The sequence below is a fragment of the Corynebacterium uberis genome (assembly GCF_020616335.1).
In the GTDB taxonomy this organism is placed as follows: domain Bacteria; phylum Actinomycetota; class Actinomycetes; order Mycobacteriales; family Mycobacteriaceae; genus Corynebacterium; species Corynebacterium uberis.
The window spans coordinates 1,796,222-1,822,326 of record NZ_CP085051.1; the positions used below are offsets into that span (position 1 = coordinate 1,796,222).

The following is a 26,105-nucleotide window of genomic DNA, read 5'->3' on the forward strand; positions in this document are numbered from 1 at the left end:
TTGTGCTTGGTAGGTGCCCGATGTAGATGGGCCCGCCGGAAGGCACGCACACGGACGAGGTGGTCTTTTTTATGCCCGGAACAGCTGATCTGCCGCTGTCACTGATCGACTTTTGCACCATCTACGAGGGGGAGCGCCCCGGGGACTCCATGGCGCGCTCGGTGCGCCTGGCCCAGCGTGCGGAAGCCTTAGGTTATTCGCGCATCTGGTACGCCGAGCACCACAACATGCCCACCATTACCTCGTCGGCCCCCGCGGTGCTTATCTCCCACATCGGGGCGCACACCTCGACCATCCGCCTGGGCGCAGGCGGGGTGATGCTGCCCAACCACTCCCCGTATACCGTCGCCGAGCAGTTTGGCATGCTCGCTGAGTTGTACCCGGGGCGCATTGATCTTGGGGTGGGCCGCGCCCCGGGCACGGACATGAACACGCTGGGGCGCGCCCTGCGCCGGGACCCGCGCGCGGCGGACCGTTTCCCCCAGGACGTCGCCGAGCTGGCAGGCTACCTGGGAGACTCCTCCCCCATTCCTGGCGTGCGCGCGGTTCCGGGCGCCGGCACTCATGTGCCCATCTACATCCTGGGCTCGTCTATGTTCGGTGCCACCCTGGCCGCCAAGCTTGGTCTGCCCTACTCCTTTGCCTCCCACTTCGCGCCCACGCATCTGCAAGCCGCAACCACGTATTACCGGGAACACTTCCAGCCCTCAGAAACGCTGTCCAAGCCCTACATCATCGCCGCGGTCAATGTCACCGCTGCGCAGACTCAGGCTGACGCCGTCGAGCAGTTTGAACAGGTCAAGCGCAACCGCGTGCGCTCACTGGCCACCCGGGGCGGCACCCCGATTGCCGATGACCAACTCGACGCCCTGGTCGATTCCCCCACCGGCCGCCAGATCACAGACATGCTGCGCTACACCGCACTGGGAACCGGGCAACAGGTCCGCGACTACCTCCAGCAGTTTGCGCACAATGCCCAGGCAGACGAGCTGATGATCTCCCTGCAAGCCCCCACCGGCGCACAAGCTGACACCGCCATGGACATCCTCGCCCAGTCCTGGGACATGGCCGGCTAGCTGCTGTGAGCGGGGGCGTTGCACTCCCCAAAAGATAAAGAACCCATAGCGCTTTAGCGGCGAGCCCCGCAAACTCAGGACAGTGCCCATGCCCGTTTCGTCCCAACCCCCGCAAAGCGGATAGCCCCCCCCACATTCTTAGTAATACGATAAAAAGTCAGCGGGAGTTGGGCGGACAAATCAGGTGCGATCAGCAGCATCCCAACCATTCTGGGCGAGTGGGACACCTCCAGTATCCCCACCTTAAAAATGGTTGATTCTGGCACCACACCAGCCCGCACTCCTTGAAATGGAATGAAGAATCGGCTATCTGCTCCGCCAGCACCAAGCGCAGTCGCGCTAGGCGAACACGACAGCGCTACACGGGTTGCATTTGGCAGTTGCCCCCAGCGCATGTACATCGCACCTTCAAGAACCCCCAAAAAAGGGTGCATTCTTGTTCACACCAAATAAGGTAGCTTGCCTACGAAACCCTAGAAAATGGGGAATTCAAGGGGAAACGGATCCTAGAGAAGCACCCTTGCCGTCGCGCGAAAGGCTAACAGCCTCTACGTGACTGGTGAATTGCCTGGGAACTCTCTCCTCATCTAAAGCTAGATCACGCCACAACCGAGACACACTAGCCCCCTCGCTCGCCGGCTCAGCAACGTCCAAGGCCACGCATGAAAGGCTATACACACCCCATTCAGATTCGTCAAATGGGCAATCTCCAAAGTCTCGCATATCCCTACGGAAGTCTTGCATCAAGACTTCGCGAGTAACCTGATCACTTCCCGCCCTAATTTCGTCAGACACATAGAGAACATCGGTAACCTTCCGAGCTTTCTCTACCCTTTTTAGATACTGGGCATGAAAGCCCTCAAGGTCCGATTCCCGCGCAAGGAAATAGGTAGTAAAAAGGAGGACATTATCTTTCATTCTAGACAGGCTCCCCATTTACAGTGAAGGCCCCGGAGTCCCTATACTTCGCCTGAGCATAGCAGTGTCTCTTGTGTACATCATTTCCAAACTTGCCTACATACGCATCAGCATCGGCCTTAGCCTTTTTAACATCCCTGGGATGGTTGCCATACACCAATCCTACAATGGGGTTTCCTGATGCGTTTTTTACTACTTGGCACTTCACCGTATACGTGCCACGTTCGTTTTTTACATCTGCAGCGAAAGCTGGCGCTACTCCGACACATACCAGCGGCAACGCAACGACGACGGAAGCTACTCTCCGGAAGAGGCTAGTCGTATCAATTGACATTGTTTGCACTGCTACCTTCCCGGTTTCACGATCACTCCACGTGACTTTTCCATGATAACCGGAGCTATCGTCTTGCTAACGCCGCTCCCACCGACGATCAAGCCAACACTCCATGGAAATCCTCGCCCAATCGTGAGACATGGCCGGCTAGCTGCTGTGAGCGGGGGCGTCGCATTGCTCAAAGGAAAAGGAATTGCGCCCGATCCAGCTTTGGTCCACGCTTACCCGGGCCCACTGCCCCGGCGCCATGCACTCGCTACTGGCCTGTCCGTGCCCAGACACGCTCGCGCGATGCCACTGCGTGTCATGTTTGTACCCAGCCCACGCGCGCCCGGCGTTGGCACCGTAGTCACGGGCTTGGCCGGGCTCAGCTTCAGAGGTGGCCGGCGTGTTGCCTATGACATGAGTAGCTAAGAGAGCCAACCACACGGCAGCGGCGACAAGCACCGCCACCACGGCGATGATGACCCATCGAGCGGTCTTCCTCGGTTGCGCGGTCGCTGCTGCTGATGCGGTTTCAGAGTTTGGGTTCACAGTCATGATCAGTGCCTTTCTTCGGGTGGTGTGGTGCAAAAGGTAGAAACGTCAAGCACGGTGTCGCAGTGGTCTACCACCCAGGGGTCGTGGGTGGCAATGACCGCGGTCGCCCCGGCGCGCGCCCTTAAGCGCACGAGTTCGAGGACGCGGGAGGCGTTGTGCCGATCCAGTGCGGCGGTGGGTTCGTCGGCCAAGATCGCCGAGGGGTCACGCAGAAGCAGCCGGGCAAGAGCTACGCGCTGCTGCTGACCTCCGGACAGCGCATGGACCACGGAGTTCTCCCGGCCTTCGAGTCCGACGTCGCGCAGCACGGCGGCGATGTCTCGGTTCCGGGCTGCGCGGGAGCGGAACGCAGGCATGGCCACTCGGAGGTTGTCTGCCACGGACTCATTGTCAATGAGGGCGAAGTCCTGGAACAGATAGCCCACGTGGTTCCACCGGAATTTCCGCCGCCCCCGGGCGCGCAGGCGGCTCAGCGCCACACCGTCAACGCTGACCTGGCCGGAGTCGGGGACATCGATGCCGCCGAGGCAATTGAGGAGTGTGGACTTGCCGCACCCAGACGGCCCTACGAGAGCGGTCAACTGGCCGTGTGGAAACTCGGCGCTGACGCCACTCCACACGGTGTCGCCGCCAAAGGATTTGGCCAGGTTGGTCACGGTAATCATCGGTAGTCCTTTCGCAGTGCGTGGCGCGCCATGACGGTGGCGGCCGCGCAGATGGCGGCCACGACAATGGCACAGGTGGCAACCACTGCCGACGTGGGCACCTGGAGGGCATCCAGGAGGCTTTGGGTAGCACCCCCACGAAATTCTGGCTGTTGGAAGTGGCGCCAAGCAGCCCCCTTGTGCCAGAAGTACGCCGCCAGGCAGCCAAGGACCACCACGTCGGCGGGCAGGCAACGCACGTAGACGGCCAGGGGGTTTCTTCCCACCACGTGCACAGCGCGCAGCCTTTGGGCGCGCAACAAAGCCTGCATCATCCCGGAGACGGCCCCGTAGATCAGCGCCATGAGTCCAGCGAGGCCGGCACCAACGGCGCAGACCATGGTCTGGGTGGCAATCCGGCGGTGGCTGGCGGCCCAGCGGTCAGCGGCCGGGCGGGCCTCGGCGATAAACGAGCTCAGCTCTGGGTCCTGGCGCAGGTAGCCAACCGGTTCGGCGCCGACGAACCCCACCGCGCCCTGGGTGATCAGCGCCACCACGTTGCGATCGCTCAGCCCCCAGGCATCGTCAGGGACCACCACCACGAGGGGCTCTGCGATCACCAACGGGTCCACGTAGTCCATTTCTGGGTTAGCCCTTAAGGTCAGCGCTTGGTAGTGCTGTGGGCCTGCAACCACGGTGCACGCACGTGCGGCGCACACCGGAGAAAATGCGGCGGCTGCGGCAGGATCCTCCAACGCCCGGGCACTCGGCCCACCGGGCGGAATGATGAGCAGCGGGCGGGTGGGATCGGCGCTGTCTACCTGGGCGGCCACCGCCGGGTCGAGGAGCTGACGCGCCGCGCTGCGGCTATAAGTCATGCGTTCCTGGCCTTGTGTGGCCGGGTCGAGGGCGCTGTCTGCGTAGTCGAAGAGCAGCGCGCGGCCCTGGGCGCCGAGTTCTTGGGTGCGCGCGGCAAGCAGCTGGGTGGTGGGGTTTCCCGGTTCCAGGTCCCGCGCGGCGCTCAGTGCAATGGTGACAATGTCTTCGTGCCCACTCCAGGCGGCCCCTTCTGCGTCCTGGCGTTGATACTCATGGAGGGCGTTGACTCCGGTGATCATGAATGAGCCCACAGCAATAGCGCACCCGGCGCGCAGGAGCACATCCATGGCTATTAGCGGTGTTGCCGGCAGCCGGCCTTTGAGCGCTGCGACCAGGTTCCCGCAGCGCAGGGCGGCGATGGTCAGGCCGTGCACGGCGAGGGCGAGCACCAGATAGGCCGTGAGCACCGCGGCGAAGGTGGGGGCCAGCGCCGCCACCCGCTGGGGTTCTGTAGCCACACCCAGTACGCACCCGGCCAAGACGATGAGTGCGATGGGCCGCCACGCGGTCGCGCCGTGGGCTACGCGCAGCTGCCGGACCAGCACGCGCACCATATTGTGGCCGACCAGGCGCGTGACGGCCTCTGCCTGTGCGCTTAAGACCACGCCAAAGAAGATCAGCGCGGCAACAACAACCACGCTGAGCAGGATCACCCCATGAATGTGGGGTTGCTCAGGAAGTATTGGACTTTCTGCGCAGGGAAGGAACGATGGGTGACCCCGTGGGCGTCGAGAAGCGCGACGATCTCCGCCTGCATCTGCCCATCGCCCGAGAAGTAGTACAGCGCCCTGGAGTCTGCTTCTGGGTAGTCAGCGAGGGGGTGCACCGTGACCGCCCCGTAGCGGCTGAGCGCCGGGTAACCGTGGGCGAGCCACCGGTGTCCCTGCCCGGAGTCTGCCAGGTAGACATCGCGCCCGTGGGTCCCGGAGAGCTCGGTGTAGAACAGGGCGTGGTGGCGCTCAGCGGTGGCCGCAAGCTCAGCGCGCAGGCCGGCGTCATCGCCGTTCGTTGGGGTAGTTAGCGTTTGGACGTTTCCGGTGGTGCCGTGCAGGATTTCCGCTTCGACGCTGGCGTGGCCCCAGTAGGTAACAAGCAGGGCGCTCAAGACAAGGACGAGCGCCCCGCCGCGCAGGAGGACCCAGCCCCCGCTGCGCGGGTGCCGCGGGGCGGCACGCAAAAACGTGTGTGTGTTTCATCCGGTCTCATCCGGTCGTGGACAACAGACGAAAGTGCAGTTAAGCCCAACCTTATGACACGAGCGCCGTCAATGCCGCCCCACACTCCCGCTTATAGGTGATATTTATGCTCCGTTTCTGCGTTCCCCGCCCACTGCTACCCTAAAACCCATGAACGTGTGGCCCTGCGCTCGGCAGGATTCCGCTGCCGCGCCGGGGCACATGCCTCAAGGCGCACGCCCGGCGCAGCCCCGCCCAGCGCGCCCCCACCCGGCGCGATCCCTATCAGCACTGGCAGCACTATCTTTAGCGGCGGCGCTCGCGGTGAGCGGGTGCGCGGCGGGGTCGACGGGGGCGTCGATAAGCGGGGAGACCACCGTGGCGCCCGCGGAGGCGGGAGTTCGGCTGGCGGTGACGGGCGCGCCGGCGTCGCTGGATTTCACCACCACCTCCGGGGTGGCCATTCCCAAGGCGGTGATGGGCAATGTCTATGAGACGCTGGTGCGCATTGATGCGCAGGGGCAGATTCAGCCCTGGCTGGCCACCAGCTGGGACACCAGCGCCGACGCCACCACCTATACCTTTCACCTGCGCGAGGGGGTGCGCTTTAGCAACGGGGACCCTTTCGATGCGGCCTCGGCGAAGTTCTCCCTCGACAGGGTGCGCTCCCAGGCGTGGACCAATGGGCTCAAAGCCCAGCTGGATGTCATCGACCACGTCACCGTGCTCGACCCGCACACGCTGCGCGTCCAGCTCACGCAGCGCTCCACCACGTGGCTGTGGTCGCTGGGCACCCTCGTGGGCGCGATGATGACCCCCGGCGGCATCGATGACCTGGCCAGCAACCCGGTGGGCACCGGGCCTTTTACTGTGCAACGCTGGGTGCCGGGCCGCGCCCTGGTCTACCGCGCTAACCCCACTTATTGGGGCACTGCCCCGGGCAGCCCCACCGTCACGGTGCGCTATTTTCCGGACGGCGTGTCCGCCACCAATGCCCTAGAGTCCGGCGATGTGGATGTGGTGTGGGGGATCCAGTCCCCGGAGCTGCTGGATAAGTTGCGCGCCAAGGACACGCACACGGTGCAGGTGGGCACTACCAACGGCGAGTTTTTGCTCACCATGAATCACCGCCGGGCTCCTTTTTCTGATGTGCGCGTGCGCCGCGCCGTCATGCACGCCGTGGACCGCCAGGCGATCATCGATACGGTGTGGTCCGGCTACGGCGTGGATACCGGCGGAGTACCGGTCCCGCCCAGCGACCCCTGGTACTCCCCGTCCACCCGCTACCCCTTCGACCCGCAGCGCGCCCGCGACCTGCTAGAAGAGGCCGGCTTTGCCACCGATGGCACCGACGCCCGCCTGGCGGTGACCATCACCGTGCCCTCCCTGCCCTACGCCCAAGACGCCGCGGAGCTCATCTTTTCTCAGCTGCGCGATGTGGGCTTCCAGGTCCGCCTGGCCTCCGCGGAGTTCCCGGCGGTCTGGCTCGCCCAGGTGCTCAAGGGCCATGACTATGACATGTCCTTAATCTCCCACGATGAGCCGCGCGACATTCCCACCATCTTTGGCAACCCGGACTACTACCTGGGCTATGACTCGCCGCGCACCCGCGCCTTGCTTGCCGACGCCGCCTCCGGCACCGCCGAGCACGCCCCGCAGGCGATGGCACGGGCAGTCGATTCCATCATGGATGACGCCGCGGCGGACACCCTGATGAACGTGGCCAACATCGTGGTCTCCGACCCCCACATCGCTGGCATCGACCCCAACATGGTCACCGATTCCCTACCGCTGCCGGCGCTGCACCGCCGTACCGATACCCCGCCCACGGCACACGAGGAGGCACGCTCATGACCCGCGGACTCGCGCGGGTGGCCGCCCGCTTCCTGGTGCTACTGACCGCCGCCAGCGTGGTCATCTTTGTGCTACTGCGCGCCATTCCCGGCAACCCGGCGGAAGTGGCCCTAGGGGTCAGCGCCACCCCAGACAACGTCGCGGCACTATCAGCACAGCTGGGGCTCGACCGGCCCCTGCTGGTGCAATACGGCGAATGGATCGGCGGGCTACTGCGCGGCGACTGCGGGACGTCTCTGACCACCGGCCAGCCGATCACCCCCGTACTCGTCGACCGCGCCCAGGTCTCCGCCATCCTGTGCGGCACCGCCATGGCGGCCTCCCTGCTCATTGCGGTGCCGCTGGGCATCCTCGCTGCCGGGGCAACCCGCAGGCTGGGCGGGGGCGGGTCCCCTGGTTATCCCGGCTCTCCCGGCTCTCCCGGCTGGCTGGCCAGCGCGATCAGTGCCACCTCGCACGTGGGCATTGCCGTCCCCAGCTTCCTGGTGGGCGTGGGCCTGGTGGCTTTGTTTGCGGTACACCTGGGCTGGCTTCCGGCCAACGGGTGGGTGCCGCCCCAGGTGGATTTTGGGGCTTTCATCCGCCGGCTCATCCTCCCGGTGGCGGCGCTCACGGCCGTGCAGGCGGCGATTCTCACCCGCTATGTGCGCTCGGAGATCGTGGAGGTGACCAGCCAGGATTTCCTGCGCACGGCCCTGGCGGTGGGGCATTCGCCGGCCGGGGCACTGCGCCGCCACGGGCTGCGCAACGCGGCCATTCCGGTGCTCACCGTCACGGGCTTGCAGCTGGCATCGCTGTTGGTCGGCGCGGTGGTCATTGAGCGCGTCTTCGTGCTGCCCGGGTTGGGCACCATGCTGCTCGAGGCGGTCTCCGGCCGGGATCTGCTCACCGTCCAGGCGGTGGTCATGGTGCTGGTGGTGGCCACGCTTGCGGTCAACCTGGTCGTTGATGTGGTCACCACAATCATTGATCCGCGGCTGCGCACGCGCCGCCAAGGAGGGCGCTGATGAGCACGCTGCACATGCCGGCCTGGGTGCGCCGGATGCCGGCGTCCGGATGGGCCGGGGCTCTCATTGTTGCCATGGTCATCGCCGCTGCCGCAGTATCACTGGTGTGGACGCCGGCCGATCCTTTGCATGCTGAGCCCGCCGCCCGCCTGGCCGGCCCCAGCCTGGAGCATGTGTTGGGCACGGATCGCTTCGGCCGCGACGTCGCCTCCCGGATCATGGCGGGTTCGCGCATCACGCTGTTTGTGGGCTTAGTCTCGGTGGGCGTGTCTGCCCTGGTTGGGGTGCCGCTGGGTTTGTGGGCGGGGCTGCGTCGTGGCTGGGCGGAGCGCCTGGCCATGCGGGGTGCGGACCTGCTCATGGCCTTTCCTGCCTTGTTGCTGGCCATCGTGTCTACGGCGGTGTGTGGGGCGTCGACAGCCGCGGCGATGCTGGCCATTGGGGTCGCCGGGATTCCGGGGTTCGTGCGCGTCACCCGGGCGGCGGCTGCGCGCGTGGCCACGCAGGACTATATTGCCGCGGCGCGCCTGTGCGGTCACGGCTGGGCGCGCATTGCCGCACGCCACGTGCTGCCCAATATCGCCTCGACGATCATCGTGCAGGCCTCCGTAGGCTTCGCCCTGGCCGTGCTTGCCGAGGCCGGCCTGAGCTTCTTAGGCCTGGGTACCCCGCCGCCGGATCCCTCCTGGGGGCGCATGCTGCAGGCGGCGCAGGCCTCGCTGAGCTCCGCCCCACAGCTGGCCCTGTGGCCAGGCTTGGCCATCGCGGTGACAGTAATGGGCTTTAACCTGCTCGGCGACGGCTTGCGCGACGCCTTCGACCCAAAGGGGGTGCGCCCATGAGCACAGATGCGCTTCTCGACGTCGCCGGGCTGACCATCGGCGACATTGTCACCGACGTCAACTTCCGCATCGCCCCCGGCCAAAGGGTGGCGCTCATCGGCGAGTCCGGATCCGGCAAGACGCAATGCGCCCTGGCCCTGATGGGCCTGACCCCACTGCCGGTAAGCGGTCACGCCCACCTGGGTGAGATTGACCTGGTCCACGCCCGGCCGGCGACCATGCAGAAGATCCGCGGTGCGCGTATCTCCATGGTCTTCCAGGAGCCCATGACCGCACTAGACCCGCTCATGCGCGCCGGGGCACAGATCGCCGAGGCGCTCATGATCCACCGCCCTGAGCTGCGCCGCGGGCCAGTCCGGGCAGGGGCGGGCGCAGCCTCAGACTCTGTTGCGGGCCGCGTGGAACAGCTCCTCGCCGATGTGGGCCTGTCCCCCGAGCACGCCCGCGCCTACCCCCACCAGCTCTCCGGCGGGCAGCGCCAGCGCGTGTGCATAGCCATGGCATTGGCCAATGAGCCGGACCTGCTCATCTGCGATGAGCCGACCACCGCCCTCGACGCCACGGTCCAGGCGCACATCTTGGACACCATCGTCGCCGCCAGTCAGCGCACCGGCACGGCCTTGCTGTTTATCACCCACGACCTAGCGTTGGTAGCCCGCACGTGCAGCCACGTGTTGGTCATGCAACGCGGGCGCATCGTCGAGCGCGGGCAGACCGACCGGGTGCTGCGCGCCCCGGAACATCCCTATACCCGCACGCTGCTGGCCGCCGCGCGCCCGGGCCGAACGGCACCCGATGCGGCTGCGGGAAGTGGAGATACCCACGCCCCGGATGCCATCGCTGTAAATTCTGTGGGCCGTTCTTTTGGCGCCGGGCGCGCCCCGGCCTTGGACCAGGTCAGCCTGCGAGTGCCTGCCGGCGGGCGGCTGGGGATCGTCGGCGAATCCGGCTCCGGCAAGTCCACGCTGCTGCGCATCATCGCCGGGCTGGATCAGCCCACCGCCGGCACCGTCTCAGTCAACGGCACGGTGCAGATGGTCTTCCAGGATCCGGCATCCTCGCTGGATCCGCGCATGAGTGTGGGCCGCTCGGTGACAGAGGGCATGCGCCTGCGCGGGGCAGCGCGGCGGAAGGCAGCGCGCGACCTACTGGCCCAGGTGGGCATTGACCCTGAGGCGGCGACGCGCTACCCGCATGAGTTTTCCGGCGGGCAGCGCCAGCGCATCTCCATTGCCCGTGCCCTGGCCAGCAACCCGGACATCATCCTTGCCGATGAAGCCGTCTCCGCCCTCGATGTCACCGTGCGCGCGCAAATCTTGCAGCTCCTCGACCAGGTGGTCGCCCGCGATCACCGCACCCTGGTGTTTGTCTCCCACGACCTATCCGTGGTCCGCCAGTGCTGCACCCACGTGGCGGTCCTGCGCCGCGGGCGCCTGGTCGAGTCCGGCACGGTCGCCCAGGTATGGGACGATCCGCAGCACCCATACACCCAAGAACTCCTCGCGGCAGTCCCCCAGCTGCCCTGTACGATGACCGAAGATGGTCCCGAATAGAAAGAAGGCCCCGCATGGCCGGCGGACTCGCCGCATTGCTTGACGACGTCGCACTCATCGCACGCAAAGCTGCCATCCAGCTTGACGACGTCGCCGCCGCAGCCGGGCGCACCTCCACCAAGGCCGTGGCCGTAGTCGTCGACGACGCCGCCGTCACCCCGGGTTTTGTTTCCGACCTCTCCCCCGCCCGCGAACTGCCCGTGATCTGGAAGATCACCAAGGGCTCGCTGGTGAACAAGCTGCTGATCATCCTGCCCATCGCGCTCCTGCTGTCCTGGGCCGCCCCCTGGGCGCTCACCCCCATCCTCATGGTCGGCGGAGCCTACCTGTCCTATGAGGGCGCAGAAAAAATCTGGGAGTACTGCACCGGACATGGCCACGGCGAAGAGCGCGACGCCGAAGACCAACAAAGCGAAAAATCACTGGTCTCCTCGGCCATCCGCACCGATCTCATCCTGTCCGCAGAAATCATGGTGCTCTCCCTCAACGAGGTGACGAACCAGCCTTTCCTTATGCGCACCGCCATTTTGGTCCTGGTGGGCATCCTGCTGACCTTCGGCGTCTACGGCGTGGTCGGCGCGCTGATCAAGATGGATGACATTGGCCTGGCACTCAAAAAAGGTCGCACGGGCATCCTGGCCACCATCGGCCACGGCATGATCGCTGGCATGCCCATCGTGCTATCCGTCCTGTCCGTGGTGGGCACCGCCGCGATGCTGTGGGTTGGCGGCCACATCCTGCTCAACGGCGTCAGCGAACTGGGCTGGCACGGCCCCTTTGACCTGGTCCACCACCTGGCCCACAGGGTCGAGGATGTATGGGGTGGACCCGTGTGGGCGTGGCTGGTAGAAACCGCCTGCTCCGCGGTGGTCGGATTCCTGGTGGGCTCCGTCATCCTCGGAGTTGTCACCGCGGTGGCCCGGCTACGCCACCGCGGTGCTGACTCGGCAGCATCCGCGGGCTAGGACGCACCCGGACGCTTCGCGGAATCCGGCGCGTCGATGCGCCGCGCCAAGCCTTCCAGCCCTCGGGCGGTGAGTTGGCGAGCGCGGCGTCGATAGTGATCAAAGGCCTCGCGCACCCCCGCCGACTCTTCCACCTGCCAGTCCTGGGCCTGCACGCCCCGATGCGCAACGAACTCATCGATGTGGTCCACCAATTGAGCGCGCACATCATCGAGACGACGCCGACCCCACACATCCCAGCCCTGCGCGGCAGAAACCACGGTCACCTCTGCGACTACCTGGCGCAACAGCTCAGCTAGGCGGGCGTCCTGCGCCACCGCCTCGGCCAGGATGTCCTGGGCACTCGTAGCCACCTGCTCTGCAACCTCCGGTTCCGTATCCAGCACCCGCTCCAGGCGCAGCCGTTGATAAAGGGCCAGCGTTTCTTCCGCAACCACCAGCAGCCGCAGGTGATCCACCAGCCGGCCCGGGCCCACCAGCTGCTCGATTTCCGCCGCCCGCTGCGACGGCCGCGCCCGCGCATCAAGCCCGCGCACACTGATCAACAGGTAGCGGCGCAGTTTTTCCACCCCAACCTCGAAGTCCACCCCCAAGGGAGCCACCGCTTCCCAATCCGCCGTGGGCAAGCGATGACCTGCCTCTACCTGTGCAACCAGACGCCGCAGTGAGGCGTTTCGGGCATAAATATCGCCCAACCGGTCCGCCTCGATGCGGCGCAGCAGCTCATCAGCACGCCCCGTCAACCCCTCGAGGCTCTCGCGCACCTGGCCCAAGGACTCTGCCACCACCATGCTCAGCGCTTGCGCAACAACCACGTGTGGGCTCAGCCCGGCGACCAGGGCGCCCGCACCCGACGTAGCAACCCCTGCGCTGGCTACCCCGGCCGCGCCCGCACCCCGATGTCGCGGTACCACTACCGCTGACAGGGCGCCAGCGGCGTCGGCAAGCTGAGGAACGAGTTCCCCCAAACGCTGGCGTGTACGCCCCGCGGGGAGAGTCACCGGTGTTCCCCCGCTATCCGAGCCGGCCCCGTCCTGCCATTCCCGCAACACATCAGGTGCGCCAATGGTCAGCACCGCCGTGGCGGTGGGGATTGTGACAACTGCGTCGCGCTTATTCATGAAACCCATTGTTCCACCAGGCACCCACGACCGCGCTACCCAATACCGGGGGTAGAAAAGCCTAGCCACGCCTCAGTATGGTTATGCTTAAGTGGTTTACAGAAAGTGAGGAGCCTGACACATCATGGCAAAAATCCCCCGCCAAGTTCCCAATCCGCAGGAGATCTTCGAACTGCTCAAGTTCAAGACCCCGGATTTCAACCCCAAGCGCGCCCGCCTGGCCAAGGCCCAAACCATCGAAGACCTGCGCCGCATTGCCAAACGGCGCACCCCCGCCGCCGCCTTTGACTACACCGACGGCGCCGCCGACTATGAGGTCTCCATGGATCGCTCCCGGCAGGCGTTCAAGGACGTGGAGTTCCACCCCTCCATCCTCAATGACGTCTCTCACCTGGACACCAGCTGCCAGGTCTTCGGCGGGCCCTCCGCGCTGCCCTTCGGCATCGCCCCCACTGGCTTTACCCGCCTGATGCAGACCGAAGGCGAACTGGCCGGTGCCGCAGCCGCCGGACGTGCCGGCATCCCCTTCGCACTGTCCACCCTGGGCACCACCTCCATCGAGGACGTGAAGAAGGCCAACCCCACCGGCCGCAACATGTTCCAGCTCTACGTGATGAAGGACCGCTCCATCTCCTACGGGCTGGTCGAGCGCGCCGCCGCCGCAGGCTTTGACACCCTGTTCTTCACTGTCGACGCCCCCATCGCCGGCAACCGCCTGCGCGATGCCCGCAACGGCTTTTCCATCCCGCCGCAGATCTCCCTGGGCACCGTGCTCAACGCCATCCCGCGGCCCTGGTGGTGGTGGGACTTCCTGACCACCCCGCAGCTCGAGTTCGCCTCACTGACCAGCACCGGAGGCACCGTCGGCGAACTGCTCGACTCCGCCATGGACCCCAGCATCCAGTTCGCCGACCTGGATGAAATCCGCGCCATGTGGCCCGGCAAACTGGTGGTCAAGGGCGTGCAAAACGTCGCTGACTCCAAGAAGCTGGCGGACCTGGGCGTGGACGGCATCATCCTGTCCAACCATGGTGGGCGCCAACTCGACCGCGCCCCCGTGCCCTTCCACCTGCTGCCCGAGGTGGTCCGCGAGGTGGGCAAGGACATCGACGTGGCCATGGACACCGGCATCATGCACGGCGCGGACATCGTCGCCGCGCTGGCCATGGGCGCGAAGTTCACCTTCGTGGGCCGTGCCTACCTCTACGGCCTCATGGCCGGTGGCGAAGCCGGCGTGGACCGCATGATTGAGATCCTGTCCAGCCAGATCCGCCGCACCATGAAGCTGCTCCAGGTAGCCAACGTGGAGGAGCTGGGCCCCGAGCACGTCACCCAGCTGACGCGCCTGGCGCCCAAGACCGCCACCGACCCGGCCAGCTTGAGTGCTGAAGAGGTGCGCAGCTAGCAGGTTGGGCGAGGCCCGAAGAGTCGTGCCCCGCCACCTCTAGCGCGACGTATCCTGGGATCCTCATTCCTCCTGGCGAGGATCCCAGGATTTTCTATTTCCTCCCGTAATACCAGCGCAGCGCCAGGAACCATGCGGCGATCAAAAGCGACAGAATAATGAAGGTCTTGACGTCGCGGGTAAAAACGCCAATAGCGATCAACGCGGCAACGGAAAGCGCAATATCCCTCAGCCGTAAATTCATAGTTCCCCACTGTAACTCGCCTTCCTCTCTGCGGGCGAGGTTTGCGGTTCCCACCGCCCTCCCCTACGGGCCCGCTTTTACCGCCACCGTGCGCTACCCTTGATGTGCACTCCCCGCGGAAAGAAAGGCCCCAAGCAGCATGAACAACAATGTGGTGGTAGTTGGTTCCATCAATGCGGACCTCACTGTCCGGGTGGCCCGCCACCCCAATCCCGGAGAGACGCTCATGGGCTCCGGGGGCACGATCTCCGCCGGTGGTAAGGGCGCCAACCAGGCCGTCGCGGCGGCGCTGCAGGGCGCGAACGTCACCATGGTTGGCGCGGTCGGCTCGGATGCCTATGCCGCCCCCGCCACCGAGCATCTCCACACCGCGGGCGTGTCCATGGACCACGTCGCCGAGGTAGATGAGACCACGGGCCTTGCGGTGATTACGGTCTCCGACGACGGCGAGAACACCATCATCGTGGTTCCGGGGGCCAATGCGACCGTGACCGCCGACTACGTCTCCGAACACGCGGCGCCGATCCGGGAGGCCGGCGTGGTGCTCCTCCAGGGCGAGATCCCAGCCGACGGGTTCGCCCGCGCGGTAGCGTTGGCGTCCGGCCGGGTGGTGGTCAACCTCGCCCCGGTGGTCCCGGTGGATCGCGATGCCCTGCTGCGCGCCGACCCGCTCATGGCCAACGAGCACGAGGCCGCGCTTGTTCTCGAACAGCTCGGCGCCCCGCTGCCCGCCGACGGAGAGGACCCGTCCGCCATGGCGCAGGCGCTTATCGACGCCGGCTTCCCCAGCGTGGTGCTCACCCTCGGCGCCCGCGGCGCAATGGTGGCCACGGCCGAGGGCACCACCCCCATTCCCACGCCGCGCGTCCAGCCGGTGGACACCACCGGCGCGGGCGATGCGTTCGCGGGTGCGTTTGTCGCCCGGCTCACCGCGGGAGATTCGCTTATCGACGCCGCCCACCACGCCGCCCGCGTCGGCGCCTACTCCACGACCTACCGCGGCGCGCAGGCGTCCTACCCGGCCGCCGACGTACCGCTGCCAGAGGTGTCCTAAAAACTCGCGTTATCATTATCAATTCAGTCGAAATGCCAAATATTCGCCAGCGACACAGCATAGGATAAAACCAGTTGTATATCTATGAAGGCAGGATATTCCCCAGCAGTTATAATTAATTAAATGCTCCAGTGGTGGCTCTTCACATTTCGCGTGGATTGAGCGCAGATTGTAACCCTCCTGAACGAAACAGCGACCGCAGGCAATAGTGTTCTATGTTACACAAGCTTCGGGCAACTTTCCACGGCAGTCGAGTCTGACACATTTAGATCCGACCGGCCTGTTGGGCGTCCCAAGATCAAAGAACACCGGGACCGTCCTCGCACCGAAGGTGCATGTCCACCTCCACCCGGCGAAGTTCGACTAAGCCCCTTGGGCGGGCCTTTACACACAGTGCCGACCAACTCAACCATTAAGGCCCTGCAGCGTTCTGAGGTAGCTTGAGGCTGCTTCGGTTGAATAGACAGGAAGAATAGGCATCATACCAAAGTGTTTGAGCACTCAGCAGAAGATCGTGCGATCCGGCTGGCAGAGGATCAGACGGTAGCACGGAAGGCTTCTTTGCAAGCAGCGTGCCAGACAATAGCACCGAAGCTGGATGATCCATGGTACACCGAACGTTAGTGCGTGTGGGCCGCCCGCAGGGTGGCAATTCAGTCAAGCGTAGTGAGCAAAAGTCATCGCAGAGAACGCGTGACTGAGCCGTAATGTTCGAAAACTACGAGATACCACCGGGATATTGAAATCCGCCTCCGCCTTTTGAACCACAACTCGAGCCGCAACGTCGGAAATGATCAAGTTCAGCGAAAATTACAATAATCGTTTCACATTCGAAGCCATCTGCGGACGCAAACTCCGAGCGTGAAGCTAGTTTCATCTCCTCATGCAGCTACCTTAACGCTAAGAAACGTGTAGAATCCCATCAAAGACAATTTAACCGACGGAATTTGCCAGAAGTCATCAAAGTCACTCCCACTACCTAATCTATCTACGTAAACCGTAGTATTTGGCACCCTCTAAGTCGTGAATATGTCAGTTGGGCCGAGATAAGAACCGCTAGGCCGACAGTAGTCGCAGGCGTGAAACATAGAATTAAACGTCTCGGGGCGGTTACCAAACGACCAGCCCGCGAAAGTCATTGAAAACGCGTGAGTCGTGATTCTCATCCCAACGCACCATGTAAATTTTGAGTCGATGAAATCACCTGTGTTTAAATCACCCACAGGGTCGTATGTGTGCCGGTTGCTAGAAATTCTACTTTTAGAACCCGCTCATGAGTGTGCAAGCCGCCAGGTCCCTATCCCAACATCAATCAGCGTGGCATACCCAGACCTGTTGATCCACGTGGTAAAGGCCACGTTTATATGCGAGGAAGTTCGAAAAGGGGCGTATTATCTGGAATATGGCTCAATGCGCGCCCACCAGCGTCGATGCCTTCTTCCCGGTCTAAACGAACCCATAAACCCCTGTGCAAGCAGGCTAACCGGGTCTTGTTAATAATCAAGTCAGACGGGTCGCGATAAGGACGGTGGCCTTTATTTATTTACCTGGTATTGGTAGCATTGGCCCCAACCGTTACAAAACCAGTGCAGTACCCAACGGTAAAGATGCCGTAACGGTACGTGCAGACGCATTTTAGTCCGAAGGATCCAGCGCACCCACTCGATGTTTATGCGGGTGAATCGCGCGAAACTGAACTAGAGAATTCTCTACTAGCTGACAACCGGTACGATCTGTGTGATTGCGTATCATGTGGTTCCAGTAGTTGCGCCTTCCACCCCCCGCCAGCCGGGGAAGTGGTAGGCGAAATCTTCCGGGCTTATTTACAGGACCGTTGTTTCGCGTTCACCGCGGTAGTTGTTATCATCAGCTCCAACATCGTCGGTGCCACATGGTGTCGTTGACGAGCTTGCAGGTCCGTATTTAGAGTAGGGGCTTCTCCGATGCATGGAGAGTTCACAACTGTAGTTTCGTGCTGGACAGGGGGCCTGCATGTTGTGCAAGACCGTGACAGCATCAACCCGCCTCAGGCGCTCCCCAACACCAAAGGCCGATAATCAAGTCGTCGGTCGAACCTCCAGTCACTCCCCAAGTGACAGCCAGCAGCCATCTACACGGCCGCACCCTAGGAATTCAGCTTACAGCACCCAAGAGTTCTTGCTGGCGTCCAGCGGCCCTTTGGCGCAACCCAACATGTAACGTCTCATTCAAAAGACACCCACTAAATGGTTCCATCAAACAAGCTGATCTGGAGACCATAAACCCGGGAGCAGCCATAGCCGAAATACTTATAACCAGACTCTATTTTGCCGGGCTATTCACTCCTATATTTGGCAGTTATAGAGGAGAGCCTCAATTTAACCCTTAATTCGATACCCTTTTTTTAAAACTTTGTTAACTTTTATCGGCAAGCCCGTTACCGTTGTTGGTGTCCCGGGCTAACTCCTAGGCTCGGGGCAGGTCGCTGGCGCCGGCATGGCTATGTTGCCCTGTCTGTTCGAATGATCCGGGGAGTGATGTCACCGGGGTACCAGGACGCGACTTGACGGCCAATAGGGACGTGGCTCCCGGCATTTTTTGCCGTAAAACGTCTCATCGCAGGCGTGGGTTTCCGCTAACCGCGTCTTGGCTTTGCGATCGTTTATTCCTGCTATTCTCAAAAAGGCCCAAAGGATGGCTCATGTACGAGACCACCCACATCGACGCGTTCCTCGGCTTAGCGGTTGGCAAAACCGGACACCACGGTTGCGCCCTGTCTGCCGATGGCACACAGCGGTACCTCAACAAACCAAACTACTTCCACAAGACGAGCAACGCCTACGAGCGCTTGTCACACAGCTGCGACAACACGGCCGTGTTCTCATCGTTGACGCTCAACCAAACACCATCGGGGCACTACCCGTTGTGGTCGCCCGTGATTGCAACTGTGCCGTCGGCTACCTTCGGTCTGGCCATACGCACAGCAGCCGATCTGCATCCCTGTAAGGCAAAAATCGACATACAAGATGCCTTCATCATCGCAGATACAGCCCGAGTCTTGCCAAGCACGTTACCCGAAGTTGATCACGACAACGAAACCCTGTCTGCATTGAAAGTTCTCCCCGGCTACGACGACGATATCGCCCGCGATTGCGCCCGCTCGATTAACCGTCTACGCAGCGCTGTCCTGCAGATCCATCCCGCACTCGAAAGGGTCTTTTCCGGTGATGTAACTCAGCGCTGCGCAACACGTGACCTGCTAGAACACTACGGCGGTCCAACAAATAATAGGCCGGGTAAGGAAAGCCCCGGGTGCGATCTTGGATCAACAAGCGCTCCCGCAGTGACTAGAGTCCACTGGTTGATCGGATTTTCCAGGTTCTTGCCGAACAGACGGTGGTGGTACCCGGTACGCACGCGATCGAGAAAACGATCCCGATGCTGGCAGCCAACATCATATCTTTCAAGCAACAACGTAAGGAAATATCCAACGAGGTAGAAAGGATGCTCGATGCCTTCCCTCTTTTTCGAAATCTTGATGTCCATGCCAGGGATCGGCATCAAGATTGCGGCGAGGATCCTCATGTGTGTTGGCGATTGCTCAGGTTTTAAAGACGCGACCCGCCGGGCTTCTTATGCAGGCGTTGCACCGATCACAAGGCGATCTGGAACCTCGATTCATAGCGAATCGCCATCTAGGTCGGGCAACAGGCAGCTAAAGAACGCCTTTTTAAGGTCAGCCTGGATCGCCTCACATTGCCACGAAGCATCGAGGCAGTATTACCAGCGAAAACGTGAGGGAGGAAAACGCCATAACGCAGCCGCCATGTGCCTGGCATGCCGCCGATGCAACATCATCTACGCAATGCTCACGAGAAGAGAGTTCTTCCGAGAAATCCCGCCCACAAAAACGCCCCAGCAGCGTAAAACCCCTAGCCCCCACAGGCGTCCAGGCCGAGTCCCAGACGCCTGTTAGGCATGTTCGAAACCCTGAGGTTCACCCTCTCACCGCGGTACCTGACCGCGATGTACCCAACGACTTGACACCCCGATAGGGGCCCCCGAATTAACGAAGTAACCATCAGACCGGCCCGAGCACAACCTTCGTTCATCTTCAACTATTGCGTGTCTGGTTTTTTCTTTGCAACCTTGGGGAATGGGATCAAAAAAAGTAAAGCAATGTTGGCTACAATTAATAAAACGAGCGGATAATCCCCATTTATCAAACTGGACAACTCGGGAAACATGCCCATTGAACTCAAGGAAATAACATTCAGGATGAAAGAGGTATAGACGCGTGGCTGCCGCTTGTTAAAATCAACGGAAAGTGGAATTATGGGGAAAATTGTCAGAACGATGAGGAATGTAGCATCTATCCCGGTTACCCAGCCATGGAAAAAAATCATAAGTCCTAAATAGACGACTACTGACAAGGTATTCAGGATAGATGCTCGCATTTAACAATCCACTCGGTAGGGGAAGACTACATTGATTCCATCGGCTGGCCCAAGAGCACGAATAGCTAGGCACTTGCCATCGGTGAAAGCTGGACCAGCGACGGCGGCCGCGTCAAGGGCTGCGCGACAAAACACTCCTGCAGCCTTTGCTGCTGGATGCGGAAGCTTGCTAATGTACGCCCGACATGCTGCCATACCTGCACTCATCACTGCCCAATCCTTGGGGCTGATTACCAAATCTTGGCCCACTTTTTTCCCGTTGTGGCGAACGTCCCGTATTTGGGGGTCCGCGACGATATAATCACCATCAAACCCAGTAGCCTCGACCGTCTGCACTAGGGTATTTCCTTGCGTAGTGAAGTACGTCGGCACATCCACTCCCGACTCCGTACGAGCCCAGGGGGCGAGAATTAGAGCCTCCGGTTCTCCGCTTGCAGCATCTCGAACGAGCACCCTTTCACCGCTGATTATTTCAAGCTTTTTACCATCGAAAGAGAACTTCGAAGAAAATACATCTCCACCCTCTTTTCCGAATAGGATGGTTGACTTTTCAGCATCTCCGTAGGTGAGAAAGTCGACCTCGTCGTCACTTTGCCAGTCGACCTCGGTACCGCTGTCAAGGCTGATAGAGTCCACGTTATACCCCGAAACGCCCTCACGTTGTGCCACGCGTGCGATCCGATCAGCTGCGTCACCGGTATTGGCCACCGCAGATGCCTCTAGGGGCGAGAAGAATACGGATAGGGCAACGAAAAGCGCCATCACTTCTGATGAATGTGCATCGCGAGTCTCCTTTCACTTCTCTACGTACGATGCACCTCCGTATGCTACCGGCTGTGGTCAGACGATGCAGAGGATAGCAAGCCGCACCCCCACATGGGGGTGCGGCTCCCCTCTGGGGTATTCGCTGATCAGCGGGTTTAGCACGGGCAGTCATCTTTATGAGCAACCTTCCGCCAGGACATCACTCTCATCGATTTCTAAGATTCTCGACCCTTCGTGTTGGAGAGTGCATGAGGCTGGTTGGTGGCACCACGGTCTTGCACAACATGCAAGTCCTTTGCTCAACACAGGAGTTCAATTGTACTTCTTCCGTCCATCGAAACAAATCCCTAACCTGAACACAGATCTACAGGCTTGGCAGGAGGCAGGAAGTTTCACGGCAGGCTCAGCCTGGCACATCAGGTGCTACCGCCAATTATACCGTAAAAGCTCTGCCCACACTGTTCAAGTCTGCTTCCCGACGGGTATGTCGCATGGAAAAGCGAGAACTGACTTGGCTATTATTGGTACCGGGCGACACGGATTAATTCCCTCCAAGATATATACAAAGGACTTTCCTGACGAAGTGGTGCGCGTCGATCTTGCCAGAAGTCTGAGCATTTCTTTGAATTCGGCAGCTCAAAGATTCGGGTTTAATATAGCCGCGTTTGAAAAATGAATGCGTAAAGAACGGATCGGCCGTGGTAAATTGAAAATATCAGCCGGAGGCTGCCGAAGCCTTGCGTGAACTGGGACGGTGGTACCTTCTGCGGCAGGAAAACGGGATGCCACGGCCTTCAGCAACGTACTTGTCGAAGGACAATTTGCCGCCGAAGGGGTTTTTCCGCTCGTCAAAAAGCTTGCGCCAGAAGATCTCTGCGCAATGAGTCTAGACGCATCGCAGTTAGCTGGTGTCCCTGCCTTCACTCCCAAGATCCACAAGGCCCGCAGCCTGTAGCCCTGCAAGAGGACTACAGTTGAATCGCTGCAATGGAGGCAGAACAGTTAATCCCTGCCAAACCTGAATCATATCAATTGCGACGAGAGGAAGCCTATCTGTTACAACGTTAGAATTGCCAAAGGAACTCACATCACAGCTGGCACACTAAAAGACCGGCCCGGACAGTTCCATACACTCAATAGAATACTTAAGTCCCGACGCAAATATAGTCTATTTTAGAACCTTTAATCCCTCATTAGACTTAGCCCTCGGGGTTACAATCTTGGCTGAAAACACCCTATTACTCCGTGAACCGAAAAGATCTTGACACCGCCCCCCTTCTGCTCATGCAGACCCAGACGACAGTCACCGCGTAAAGTCAGAAGACCCGCAAATGTTCGGCAACGGCCGCCTTAACGAGTCGCAAATCTATTTGGTGGCTTATTTGTGCCATCCCCTACCCCTACATAGAAGTAGAAACCTAACCTTAACAACTAAGAATTAAAAAGAAACTGGAAGACCGGAACAGATACACGGCCATTACCCTTTTCAAAAAAACCAACTCAACCCTATAAATCATCGATATATACACCGCAGGAGGATATTCGTTCTACCAGCTTAAGATATTCAGCATTTCTTTCTAGTATGCAAGATAAAGACTACCTGTATTTCCATTCATCAATCAAGCTAGAAATGCTAACAACCCGCAAGTGGCCATTTTATTGCTTTGAGTAATTACCAGACCTGCGATGAACTATCCCGCAAGGATCCCCGCGCAAAGTATCCGCCGTTCTCCGCCCGCGGCTCTTTCGGATCCCCTCTTCACTACCCCAGCGCCGCCACCGCGTCGACCACCAGGTCCCAGAACTTCCCGTGATCGAGGGTGGTGGCGGCCTTGGTGTGGCAGTCGGCGGGGGCGGGTGCGCGGAAATCGGCAACCGTCATGCCCACGGTGAGTTCGCCGCGCAGTTCGACGTCGAGGGGCACCGGCACGGTCTGCACGACGTCCGGGTCGATGAGGTAGGCGACGGTGCAGGGGTCGTGGACGGGCGGGTCGTCGAAGCCTTGGGCTTCGCGGTAGGACTCGCGGAAGTAGCCGAACAGGCCTACCACAAAGTCGCCTGCCTGGCTGCCCAGGGCGGCGAAGCGCTGCTCGACCTCCGCGGTGGCCAGCGCTTGGTGGGTGAGATCCAGGCCGACCATGACCACGGGCCAGGGCTCGTTGAACACGATGTGCGCGGCTTCTGGGTCGACGATGATGTTGAACTCGGCGGCCGCGGACCAGTTGCCGGTGTGGTAGCCGCCGCCCATGAGCACGACCTCGCGGACGCGCTCGACGATGCGGGGTTCCTTGCGCGCCGCGAGTGCGATGTTGGTCAACGGCCCGGTGGGAACCAGGGTGACGGTGCCGGGCTCGCGGCTCATGACCTGCTCGATGATGAAGTCCACGGCGTGGTCCTCGGCTACGGGCACGGTGGGTTCGGGAAGTTCAAAGCCCTCGATTTCCATGCCGGTTTCGCCGTGGATGGATTCGGCTACCTCTACCTCGCGCACCAGGGGGCGGGTGCATCCGGCATGCAGGGGCACACCGTTAAGCCCGGCGATGGTCATGACGATCTGCGCGTTGCGGGTGACCTTGGCAAGCGTTTGGTTGCCGCCCACGGTGGTTACGCCGATCAGGTCGATCGCGGGGTTGCCGGCGGCGAGCAGGATGGCCACGGCGTCATCGTGGCCGGGGTCGCAGTCGAGGATGATGCTGCGGGGTTGGGTATCAGTACTCATGGTTCTAGCTTTCTGCAGGGGTGTTCGCACCGACGGTGTCGGTGAGCGCCTCGGGGCGCGGGATGAGGGTGGACATGACCAGGGCGCATGCCAGGATGATCATGCCGGTGATGATGCCGCCGCGGTAGCCGGTGGCGGAGTACACGGCGAAGAGCACCGCGAAGGACAGCCCGGCGCCGAGGTTGAAGGCGCCGGCGTTCATACCGGGCAGGTAGCCGGGGTTCGCCGCCGGGGAGAGCACAATGCCCAACCCGTTGAGCATGATGTTAGAAATGCCCGCGTAGGTGATACCGACGAGCAGGGAGATGACTAGCAGGGAGACCTTCGTCGGCGAGCCGACGACCCACAGGCCCACAGCCAGTCCGATGACGGTGCCCACCAGGCCGATCTGGAGGACTAGCTTGTAGCCGATGCGCGCGGCCAGCGCCCCGGAGATCGGCCCCATGACCAGGCCCACGAGCGCGTAGGGGGTGAGGGTGACCCAGGAGATGGCGTCCGCGCCGATGCCCGCGCCCACCTGGCTATCTTGCCCAAGGTTGGGAATCAGGCCGTTCGTCACGGCGAACACGCCGGTCATGGTCAACAGCGTGGTGCCCAGCAGCGCCCAGGTGCGCCGCTGGACCAGGTAGTCCACGCTGACCAGCGGGTGGGCGACGGTCTTTTCCACCCGCCAGAACACGGCAAAGGATGCCGCGCCGACGGCCAGCAGCACCACCACGAACAACCAGTTGGCCTCGGCGATCTTGCCGGCCTCGTTGAAGGCGGTCAGCAGCGCGGCCAGCGCCACCACCAGCGGGGCCACGCCCTTCCAGTCCATGGGCGGGGTCTGCGGGGCGGTGGTTTCCTTGGTGCCCACGTGCACCACGACGGTGGCCACGGCGGCGAATGCGGCGATGACCCAGAAGATGGAGCGGAAGCCCAGGTGATCGGCCAGCCAACCGCCGGCGAGGGCATCCACGCCCGCGATGCCGCCGTTGACGGAGGTGATCACGCCCATGAGCACGGCATACTGGCTATCGCGGGGCACCTGGACGCGCAGCATGATCAGCGCCATGGGCACGGTGGGCCCGGCCACGCCCTGGATGATGCGGGCGATGGCCAGCACGGTGACGTTGGGGGCCAGGGCGGCCAGCACGCAGCCCAGGGCCAGGACGGCCATCATGCCGGTGAGCACGCGGCGCCGGCCGATGAGGTCGCCCCAGCGCGGCAGGAACAGGGAGAAAAGCGCGGCAGCGGTAAAGAACGCGGTCTGCGTCAGCCCGATGTGCGCGGTGGTGGCGTCTAGTTCGCGCTCCATGGTGGCCAGCGCCGGGGAGAGCATGGAAGCGTTGAGCTGGAAGGCCAGGACGGCCACCATGAGGGTGGTCACGAGGGCCGCGGCGGCCCCGGGGCGCAGGGCGGTATCGGGGCCTAGATCGGGTTCCGCGGCGGCGGGGGAAGTGTTCACGGCAACAGACATCCTTGGGTCTTGTCGAAGGTCCGCGCGCCAGCGCATCAAGTGACTCCCCGGCGCGCGCAGCTTAGCTGGAGTAAATGCGCGGGAGCAGGCGGGCATCCACCAGGTGTTCGTCGGTGACCTCGAAAACTGCGACGAGGTGGTCAAACTCCCGGGCCTCTGCCGGTGTCAGTCCCACGGGACTGCCGTTGTTCTAGGTCTCCATGAGCACTTACTCTAGCCCATTGGGCGACGCGCTCAAGGCCATCTACCCTTATGCCTCGCGCTACATTAGTATCACCTATATGGATGACCTTTCACAACTTTTGGACGATGCCGCCATCGACCTGCATGGTCGGGCCGGCACGTGGCGCGAGGCGCTGACCCGCGCCGGCGAGCTGCTTGAGCAGGCCGGAGCCGCCAGCGCCGACTACACCGCGGAGATGATCGCGTCGGTGGAACAGCACGGCCCGTACATTGTCATCGCCCCCGGCTTCGCCTTCGCCCACGCCCGGCCCAGCCCAGCGGTCAACCGCACGGCCCTATCCTGGCTGCGGCTCGAGGAGCCGGTGGTCTTTGGGCACCCGGACAATGACCCGGTTGACCTGGTGGTGGGGCTGTGCGCCACCGATGACAAGGCGCACACCCGGGCGCTGGCGCAGCTGTCCAAACTGCTCGCCTCCCGGCGCTCGCTTCTCGACGCCGCCGCCACCCCCGCGCAGCTGCGCGCAGCGCTCGAGCCGAAGGCGGCGCGCACCGCTGCGGGTGCGGGCAAGGGGGCGAAACAGGGGGCGTCGACAAGCGGTGGCGAGGACCACCGCCTGATCCTGACGGTGTGTGGCAACGGGCTAGGCACCTCCCTATTTTTGAAGAACACGCTCGAATCCGTGCTCGACGAGTGGGGGTGGGCGCCGTTTATCTCTGTGGAGGCGACCGACACGATCTCCGCGAAGGGGCGCGCGTCCCAGGCAGATTGCATCCTGACCTCCGGTGAGATTGCGCGCACCCTCGGCGAGGTGGGTGTGCCTGTGGCGGTGATCGCCAACTTCACCTCGCGGGCCGAAATTGATAGCGCCCTGCGCGGCCTCTACGACCTTGATGCCCTCAACCCCAACGATCAGCAGGAGCACGCCTAACCC

Annotated in this window: 22 protein-coding genes and 1 pseudogene; 11 read left to right on the forward strand and 12 right to left on the reverse strand. The window is 62.3% G+C overall.

Going from position 1 to position 26,105, the window contains the following annotated elements:
- The first annotated feature begins 71 nt into the window (after window positions 1-71).
- Window positions 72-1,076, forward strand: coding sequence for an LLM class flavin-dependent oxidoreductase (locus LH390_RS08235; protein WP_227282725.1), 1,005 nt, complete (start codon window positions 72-74; stop codon window positions 1,074-1,076).
- A 919-nt stretch (window positions 1,077-1,995) separates the two neighbouring features.
- Here LH390_RS08235 and LH390_RS08240 read toward each other — a convergent pair.
- The 5 genes from LH390_RS08240 to LH390_RS08260 all read right to left on the reverse strand — a co-directional run bounded on the left by LH390_RS08240 (window position 1,996) and on the right by LH390_RS08260 (window position 5,568).
- Window positions 1,996-2,328: a hypothetical protein gene (locus LH390_RS08240; RefSeq protein WP_227281766.1), complete on the reverse strand. Its 333-nt coding sequence runs from the start codon at window positions 2,326-2,328 to the stop codon at window positions 1,996-1,998.
- A gap of 147 nt (window positions 2,329-2,475) precedes the next feature.
- Entirely contained in the window at window positions 2,476-2,868 is a 393-nt protein-coding gene (locus LH390_RS08245; RefSeq protein ID WP_227281765.1) for a lactococcin 972 family bacteriocin, read from the reverse strand.
- A gap of 2 nt (window positions 2,869-2,870) precedes the next feature.
- A complete protein-coding gene (locus LH390_RS08250; protein ID WP_227281764.1) occupies window positions 2,871-3,533 on the reverse strand; it encodes an ABC transporter ATP-binding protein in 663 nt (220 codons plus the stop codon).
- Window positions 3,530-5,044, reverse strand: a complete 1,515-nt coding sequence (locus LH390_RS08255; protein ID WP_227281763.1) for a hypothetical protein — start codon at window positions 5,042-5,044, stop codon at window positions 3,530-3,532. The genes LH390_RS08250 and LH390_RS08255 overlap by 4 nt, the downstream gene beginning before the upstream one ends.
- Window positions 5,041-5,568 (reverse strand): hypothetical protein, encoded by a 528-nt coding sequence (locus LH390_RS08260; protein ID WP_227288191.1) that lies wholly within the window; start codon window positions 5,566-5,568, stop codon window positions 5,041-5,043. Before LH390_RS08260 ends, LH390_RS08255 begins: the two co-directional genes overlap by 4 nt.
- Window positions 5,569-5,788: 220 nt before the next feature.
- Here LH390_RS08260 and LH390_RS08265 point away from each other — a divergent pair, with 220 nt between their 5' ends.
- Genes LH390_RS08265 through LH390_RS08285 form a run of 5 tightly spaced genes read left to right on the forward strand, consistent with a single transcriptional unit; the run spans window position 5,789 to window position 11,787 of the window.
- On the forward strand, window positions 5,789-7,420 hold the full coding sequence (locus tag LH390_RS08265; protein ID WP_227282724.1) for an ABC transporter substrate-binding protein: 1,632 nt from the start codon (window positions 5,789-5,791) through the stop codon (window positions 7,418-7,420).
- On the forward strand, window positions 7,417-8,427 hold the full coding sequence (locus LH390_RS08270) for an ABC transporter permease (RefSeq protein WP_227281761.1): 1,011 nt from the start codon (window positions 7,417-7,419) through the stop codon (window positions 8,425-8,427). Before LH390_RS08265 ends, LH390_RS08270 begins: the two co-directional genes overlap by 4 nt.
- Entirely contained in the window at window positions 8,427-9,269 is an 843-nt protein-coding gene (locus LH390_RS08275) for an ABC transporter permease (protein WP_399524370.1), read from the forward strand. The genes LH390_RS08270 and LH390_RS08275 overlap by 1 nt, the downstream gene beginning before the upstream one ends.
- Window positions 9,266-10,822, forward strand: a complete 1,557-nt coding sequence (locus LH390_RS08280; protein ID WP_227281760.1) for an ATP-binding cassette domain-containing protein — start codon at window positions 9,266-9,268, stop codon at window positions 10,820-10,822. Before LH390_RS08275 ends, LH390_RS08280 begins: the two co-directional genes overlap by 4 nt.
- A 14-nt stretch (window positions 10,823-10,836) precedes the next feature.
- Entirely contained in the window at window positions 10,837-11,787 is a 951-nt protein-coding gene (locus tag LH390_RS08285) for a DUF808 domain-containing protein (RefSeq protein WP_227281759.1), read from the forward strand.
- Here LH390_RS08285 and LH390_RS08290 read toward each other — a convergent pair.
- Window positions 11,784-12,908, reverse strand: coding sequence for a hypothetical protein (locus tag LH390_RS08290; RefSeq protein WP_227281758.1), 1,125 nt, complete (start codon window positions 12,906-12,908; stop codon window positions 11,784-11,786). The two genes, LH390_RS08285 and LH390_RS08290, sit on opposite strands and share 4 nt — an antisense overlap.
- 124 nt (window positions 12,909-13,032) lie before the next feature.
- Between LH390_RS08290 and LH390_RS08295 the strand changes: the two genes are divergently transcribed.
- Window positions 13,033-14,313, forward strand: coding sequence for an alpha-hydroxy acid oxidase (locus LH390_RS08295; RefSeq protein WP_227281757.1), 1,281 nt, complete (start codon window positions 13,033-13,035; stop codon window positions 14,311-14,313).
- 94 nt (window positions 14,314-14,407) lie between these two features.
- On the opposite strand, the gene LH390_RS08300 is transcribed toward LH390_RS08295, so the two are convergent.
- The gene (locus LH390_RS08300; protein ID WP_227281756.1) at window positions 14,408-14,557 is read right to left on the reverse strand and encodes a hypothetical protein; all 150 of its coding nucleotides are present in this window, start codon (window positions 14,555-14,557) and stop codon (window positions 14,408-14,410) included.
- Window positions 14,558-14,696: 139 nt separating this feature from the next.
- On the opposite strand from LH390_RS08300, the gene LH390_RS08305 reads away from it, so the two are divergent.
- Window positions 14,697-15,611: a ribokinase gene (locus LH390_RS08305; protein WP_227281755.1), complete on the forward strand. Its 915-nt coding sequence runs from the start codon at window positions 14,697-14,699 to the stop codon at window positions 15,609-15,611.
- Window positions 15,612-18,291: 2,680 nt separating this feature from the next.
- Window positions 18,292-18,780 (forward strand): annotated as a pseudogene (locus tag LH390_RS11680) (IS110 family transposase); the annotation flags it as partial.
- A gap of 77 nt (window positions 18,781-18,857) precedes the next feature.
- Here the strand turns inward: LH390_RS11680 and LH390_RS11685 are convergent.
- Window positions 18,858-19,136, reverse strand: coding sequence for a hypothetical protein (locus LH390_RS11685; RefSeq protein ID WP_227282732.1), 279 nt, complete (start codon window positions 19,134-19,136; stop codon window positions 18,858-18,860).
- A gap of 37 nt (window positions 19,137-19,173) precedes the next feature.
- On the opposite strand from LH390_RS11685, the gene LH390_RS11690 reads away from it, so the two are divergent.
- Window positions 19,174-19,566 (forward strand): transposase, encoded by a 393-nt coding sequence (locus LH390_RS11690; protein ID WP_428845008.1) that lies wholly within the window; start codon window positions 19,174-19,176, stop codon window positions 19,564-19,566.
- Between the two features lie 142 nt (window positions 19,567-19,708).
- Here the strand turns inward: LH390_RS11690 and LH390_RS08325 are convergent, their stop codons facing one another.
- The 4 genes from LH390_RS08325 to uriT form a co-directional block, all read right to left on the reverse strand.
- A complete protein-coding gene (locus LH390_RS08325; RefSeq protein ID WP_227324259.1) occupies window positions 19,709-20,023 on the reverse strand; it encodes a hypothetical protein in 315 nt (104 codons plus the stop codon).
- A 24-nt stretch (window positions 20,024-20,047) separates the two neighbouring features.
- Window positions 20,048-20,809, reverse strand: a complete 762-nt coding sequence (locus LH390_RS08330) for a hypothetical protein (protein WP_227281752.1) — start codon at window positions 20,807-20,809, stop codon at window positions 20,048-20,050.
- A 1,765-nt stretch (window positions 20,810-22,574) separates the two neighbouring features.
- A complete protein-coding gene (gene uriH / locus LH390_RS08335; RefSeq protein WP_227281751.1) occupies window positions 22,575-23,531 on the reverse strand; it encodes a uridine-preferring nucleoside hydrolase UriH in 957 nt (318 codons plus the stop codon).
- Window positions 23,532-23,535: 4 nt separating this feature from the next.
- Complete coding sequence (uriT, locus tag LH390_RS08340) at window positions 23,536-24,888, reverse strand: uridine transporter UriT (protein ID WP_227282722.1); 1,353 nt, start codon at window positions 24,886-24,888, stop codon at window positions 23,536-23,538.
- A gap of 383 nt (window positions 24,889-25,271) precedes the next feature.
- On the opposite strand from uriT, the gene LH390_RS08345 reads away from it, so the two are divergent.
- Window positions 25,272-26,102, forward strand: coding sequence for a PTS sugar transporter subunit IIA (locus LH390_RS08345; RefSeq protein ID WP_227282721.1), 831 nt, complete (start codon window positions 25,272-25,274; stop codon window positions 26,100-26,102).
- Window positions 26,103-26,105 lie beyond the last annotated feature (3 nt).

What these genes read in the sequence shown, in the direction of transcription:
- LH390_RS11685 (WP_227282732.1), bottom strand. Translation starts at nt 19,136, where the DNA reads ATGGACATCAAGATTTCGAAAAAGAGGGAAGGCATCGAGCATCCTTTC.
- LH390_RS08295 (WP_227281757.1), top strand. Translation starts at nt 13,033, where the DNA reads ATGGCAAAAATCCCCCGCCAAGTTCCCAATCCGCAGGAGATCTTCGAA.
- LH390_RS08270 (WP_227281761.1), top strand. Translation starts at nt 7,417, where the DNA reads ATGACCCGCGGACTCGCGCGGGTGGCCGCCCGCTTCCTGGTGCTACTG.
- LH390_RS08285 (WP_227281759.1), top strand. Translation starts at nt 10,837, where the DNA reads ATGGCCGGCGGACTCGCCGCATTGCTTGACGACGTCGCACTCATCGCA.
- LH390_RS08305 (WP_227281755.1), top strand. Translation starts at nt 14,697, where the DNA reads ATGAACAACAATGTGGTGGTAGTTGGTTCCATCAATGCGGACCTCACT.
- LH390_RS08290 (WP_227281758.1), bottom strand. Translation starts at nt 12,908, where the DNA reads ATGAATAAGCGCGACGCAGTTGTCACAATCCCCACCGCCACGGCGGTG.
- uriT (WP_227282722.1), bottom strand. Translation starts at nt 24,888, where the DNA reads ATGGTGGCCGTCCTGGCCTTCCAGCTCAACGCTTCCATGCTCTCCCCG.
- LH390_RS08275 (WP_399524370.1), top strand. Translation starts at nt 8,427, where the DNA reads ATGAGCACGCTGCACATGCCGGCCTGGGTGCGCCGGATGCCGGCGTCC.
- LH390_RS08330 (WP_227281752.1), bottom strand. Translation starts at nt 20,809, where the DNA reads ATGGCGCTTTTCGTTGCCCTATCCGTATTCTTCTCGCCCCTAGAGGCA.
- LH390_RS08265 (WP_227282724.1), top strand. Translation starts at nt 5,789, where the DNA reads ATGCCTCAAGGCGCACGCCCGGCGCAGCCCCGCCCAGCGCGCCCCCAC.
- LH390_RS11690 (WP_428845008.1), top strand. Translation starts at nt 19,174, where the DNA reads ATGTGTGTTGGCGATTGCTCAGGTTTTAAAGACGCGACCCGCCGGGCT.
- LH390_RS08235 (WP_227282725.1), top strand. Translation starts at nt 72, where the DNA reads ATGCCCGGAACAGCTGATCTGCCGCTGTCACTGATCGACTTTTGCACC.
- LH390_RS08345 (WP_227282721.1), top strand. Translation starts at nt 25,272, where the DNA reads ATGGATGACCTTTCACAACTTTTGGACGATGCCGCCATCGACCTGCAT.
- LH390_RS08245 (WP_227281765.1), bottom strand. Translation starts at nt 2,868, where the DNA reads ATGACTGTGAACCCAAACTCTGAAACCGCATCAGCAGCAGCGACCGCG.
- LH390_RS08280 (WP_227281760.1), top strand. Translation starts at nt 9,266, where the DNA reads ATGAGCACAGATGCGCTTCTCGACGTCGCCGGGCTGACCATCGGCGAC.
- uriH (WP_227281751.1), bottom strand. Translation starts at nt 23,531, where the DNA reads ATGAGTACTGATACCCAACCCCGCAGCATCATCCTCGACTGCGACCCC.
- LH390_RS08250 (WP_227281764.1), bottom strand. Translation starts at nt 3,533, where the DNA reads ATGATTACCGTGACCAACCTGGCCAAATCCTTTGGCGGCGACACCGTG.
- LH390_RS08300 (WP_227281756.1), bottom strand. Translation starts at nt 14,557, where the DNA reads ATGAATTTACGGCTGAGGGATATTGCGCTTTCCGTTGCCGCGTTGATC.
- LH390_RS08240 (WP_227281766.1), bottom strand. Translation starts at nt 2,328, where the DNA reads ATGTCAATTGATACGACTAGCCTCTTCCGGAGAGTAGCTTCCGTCGTC.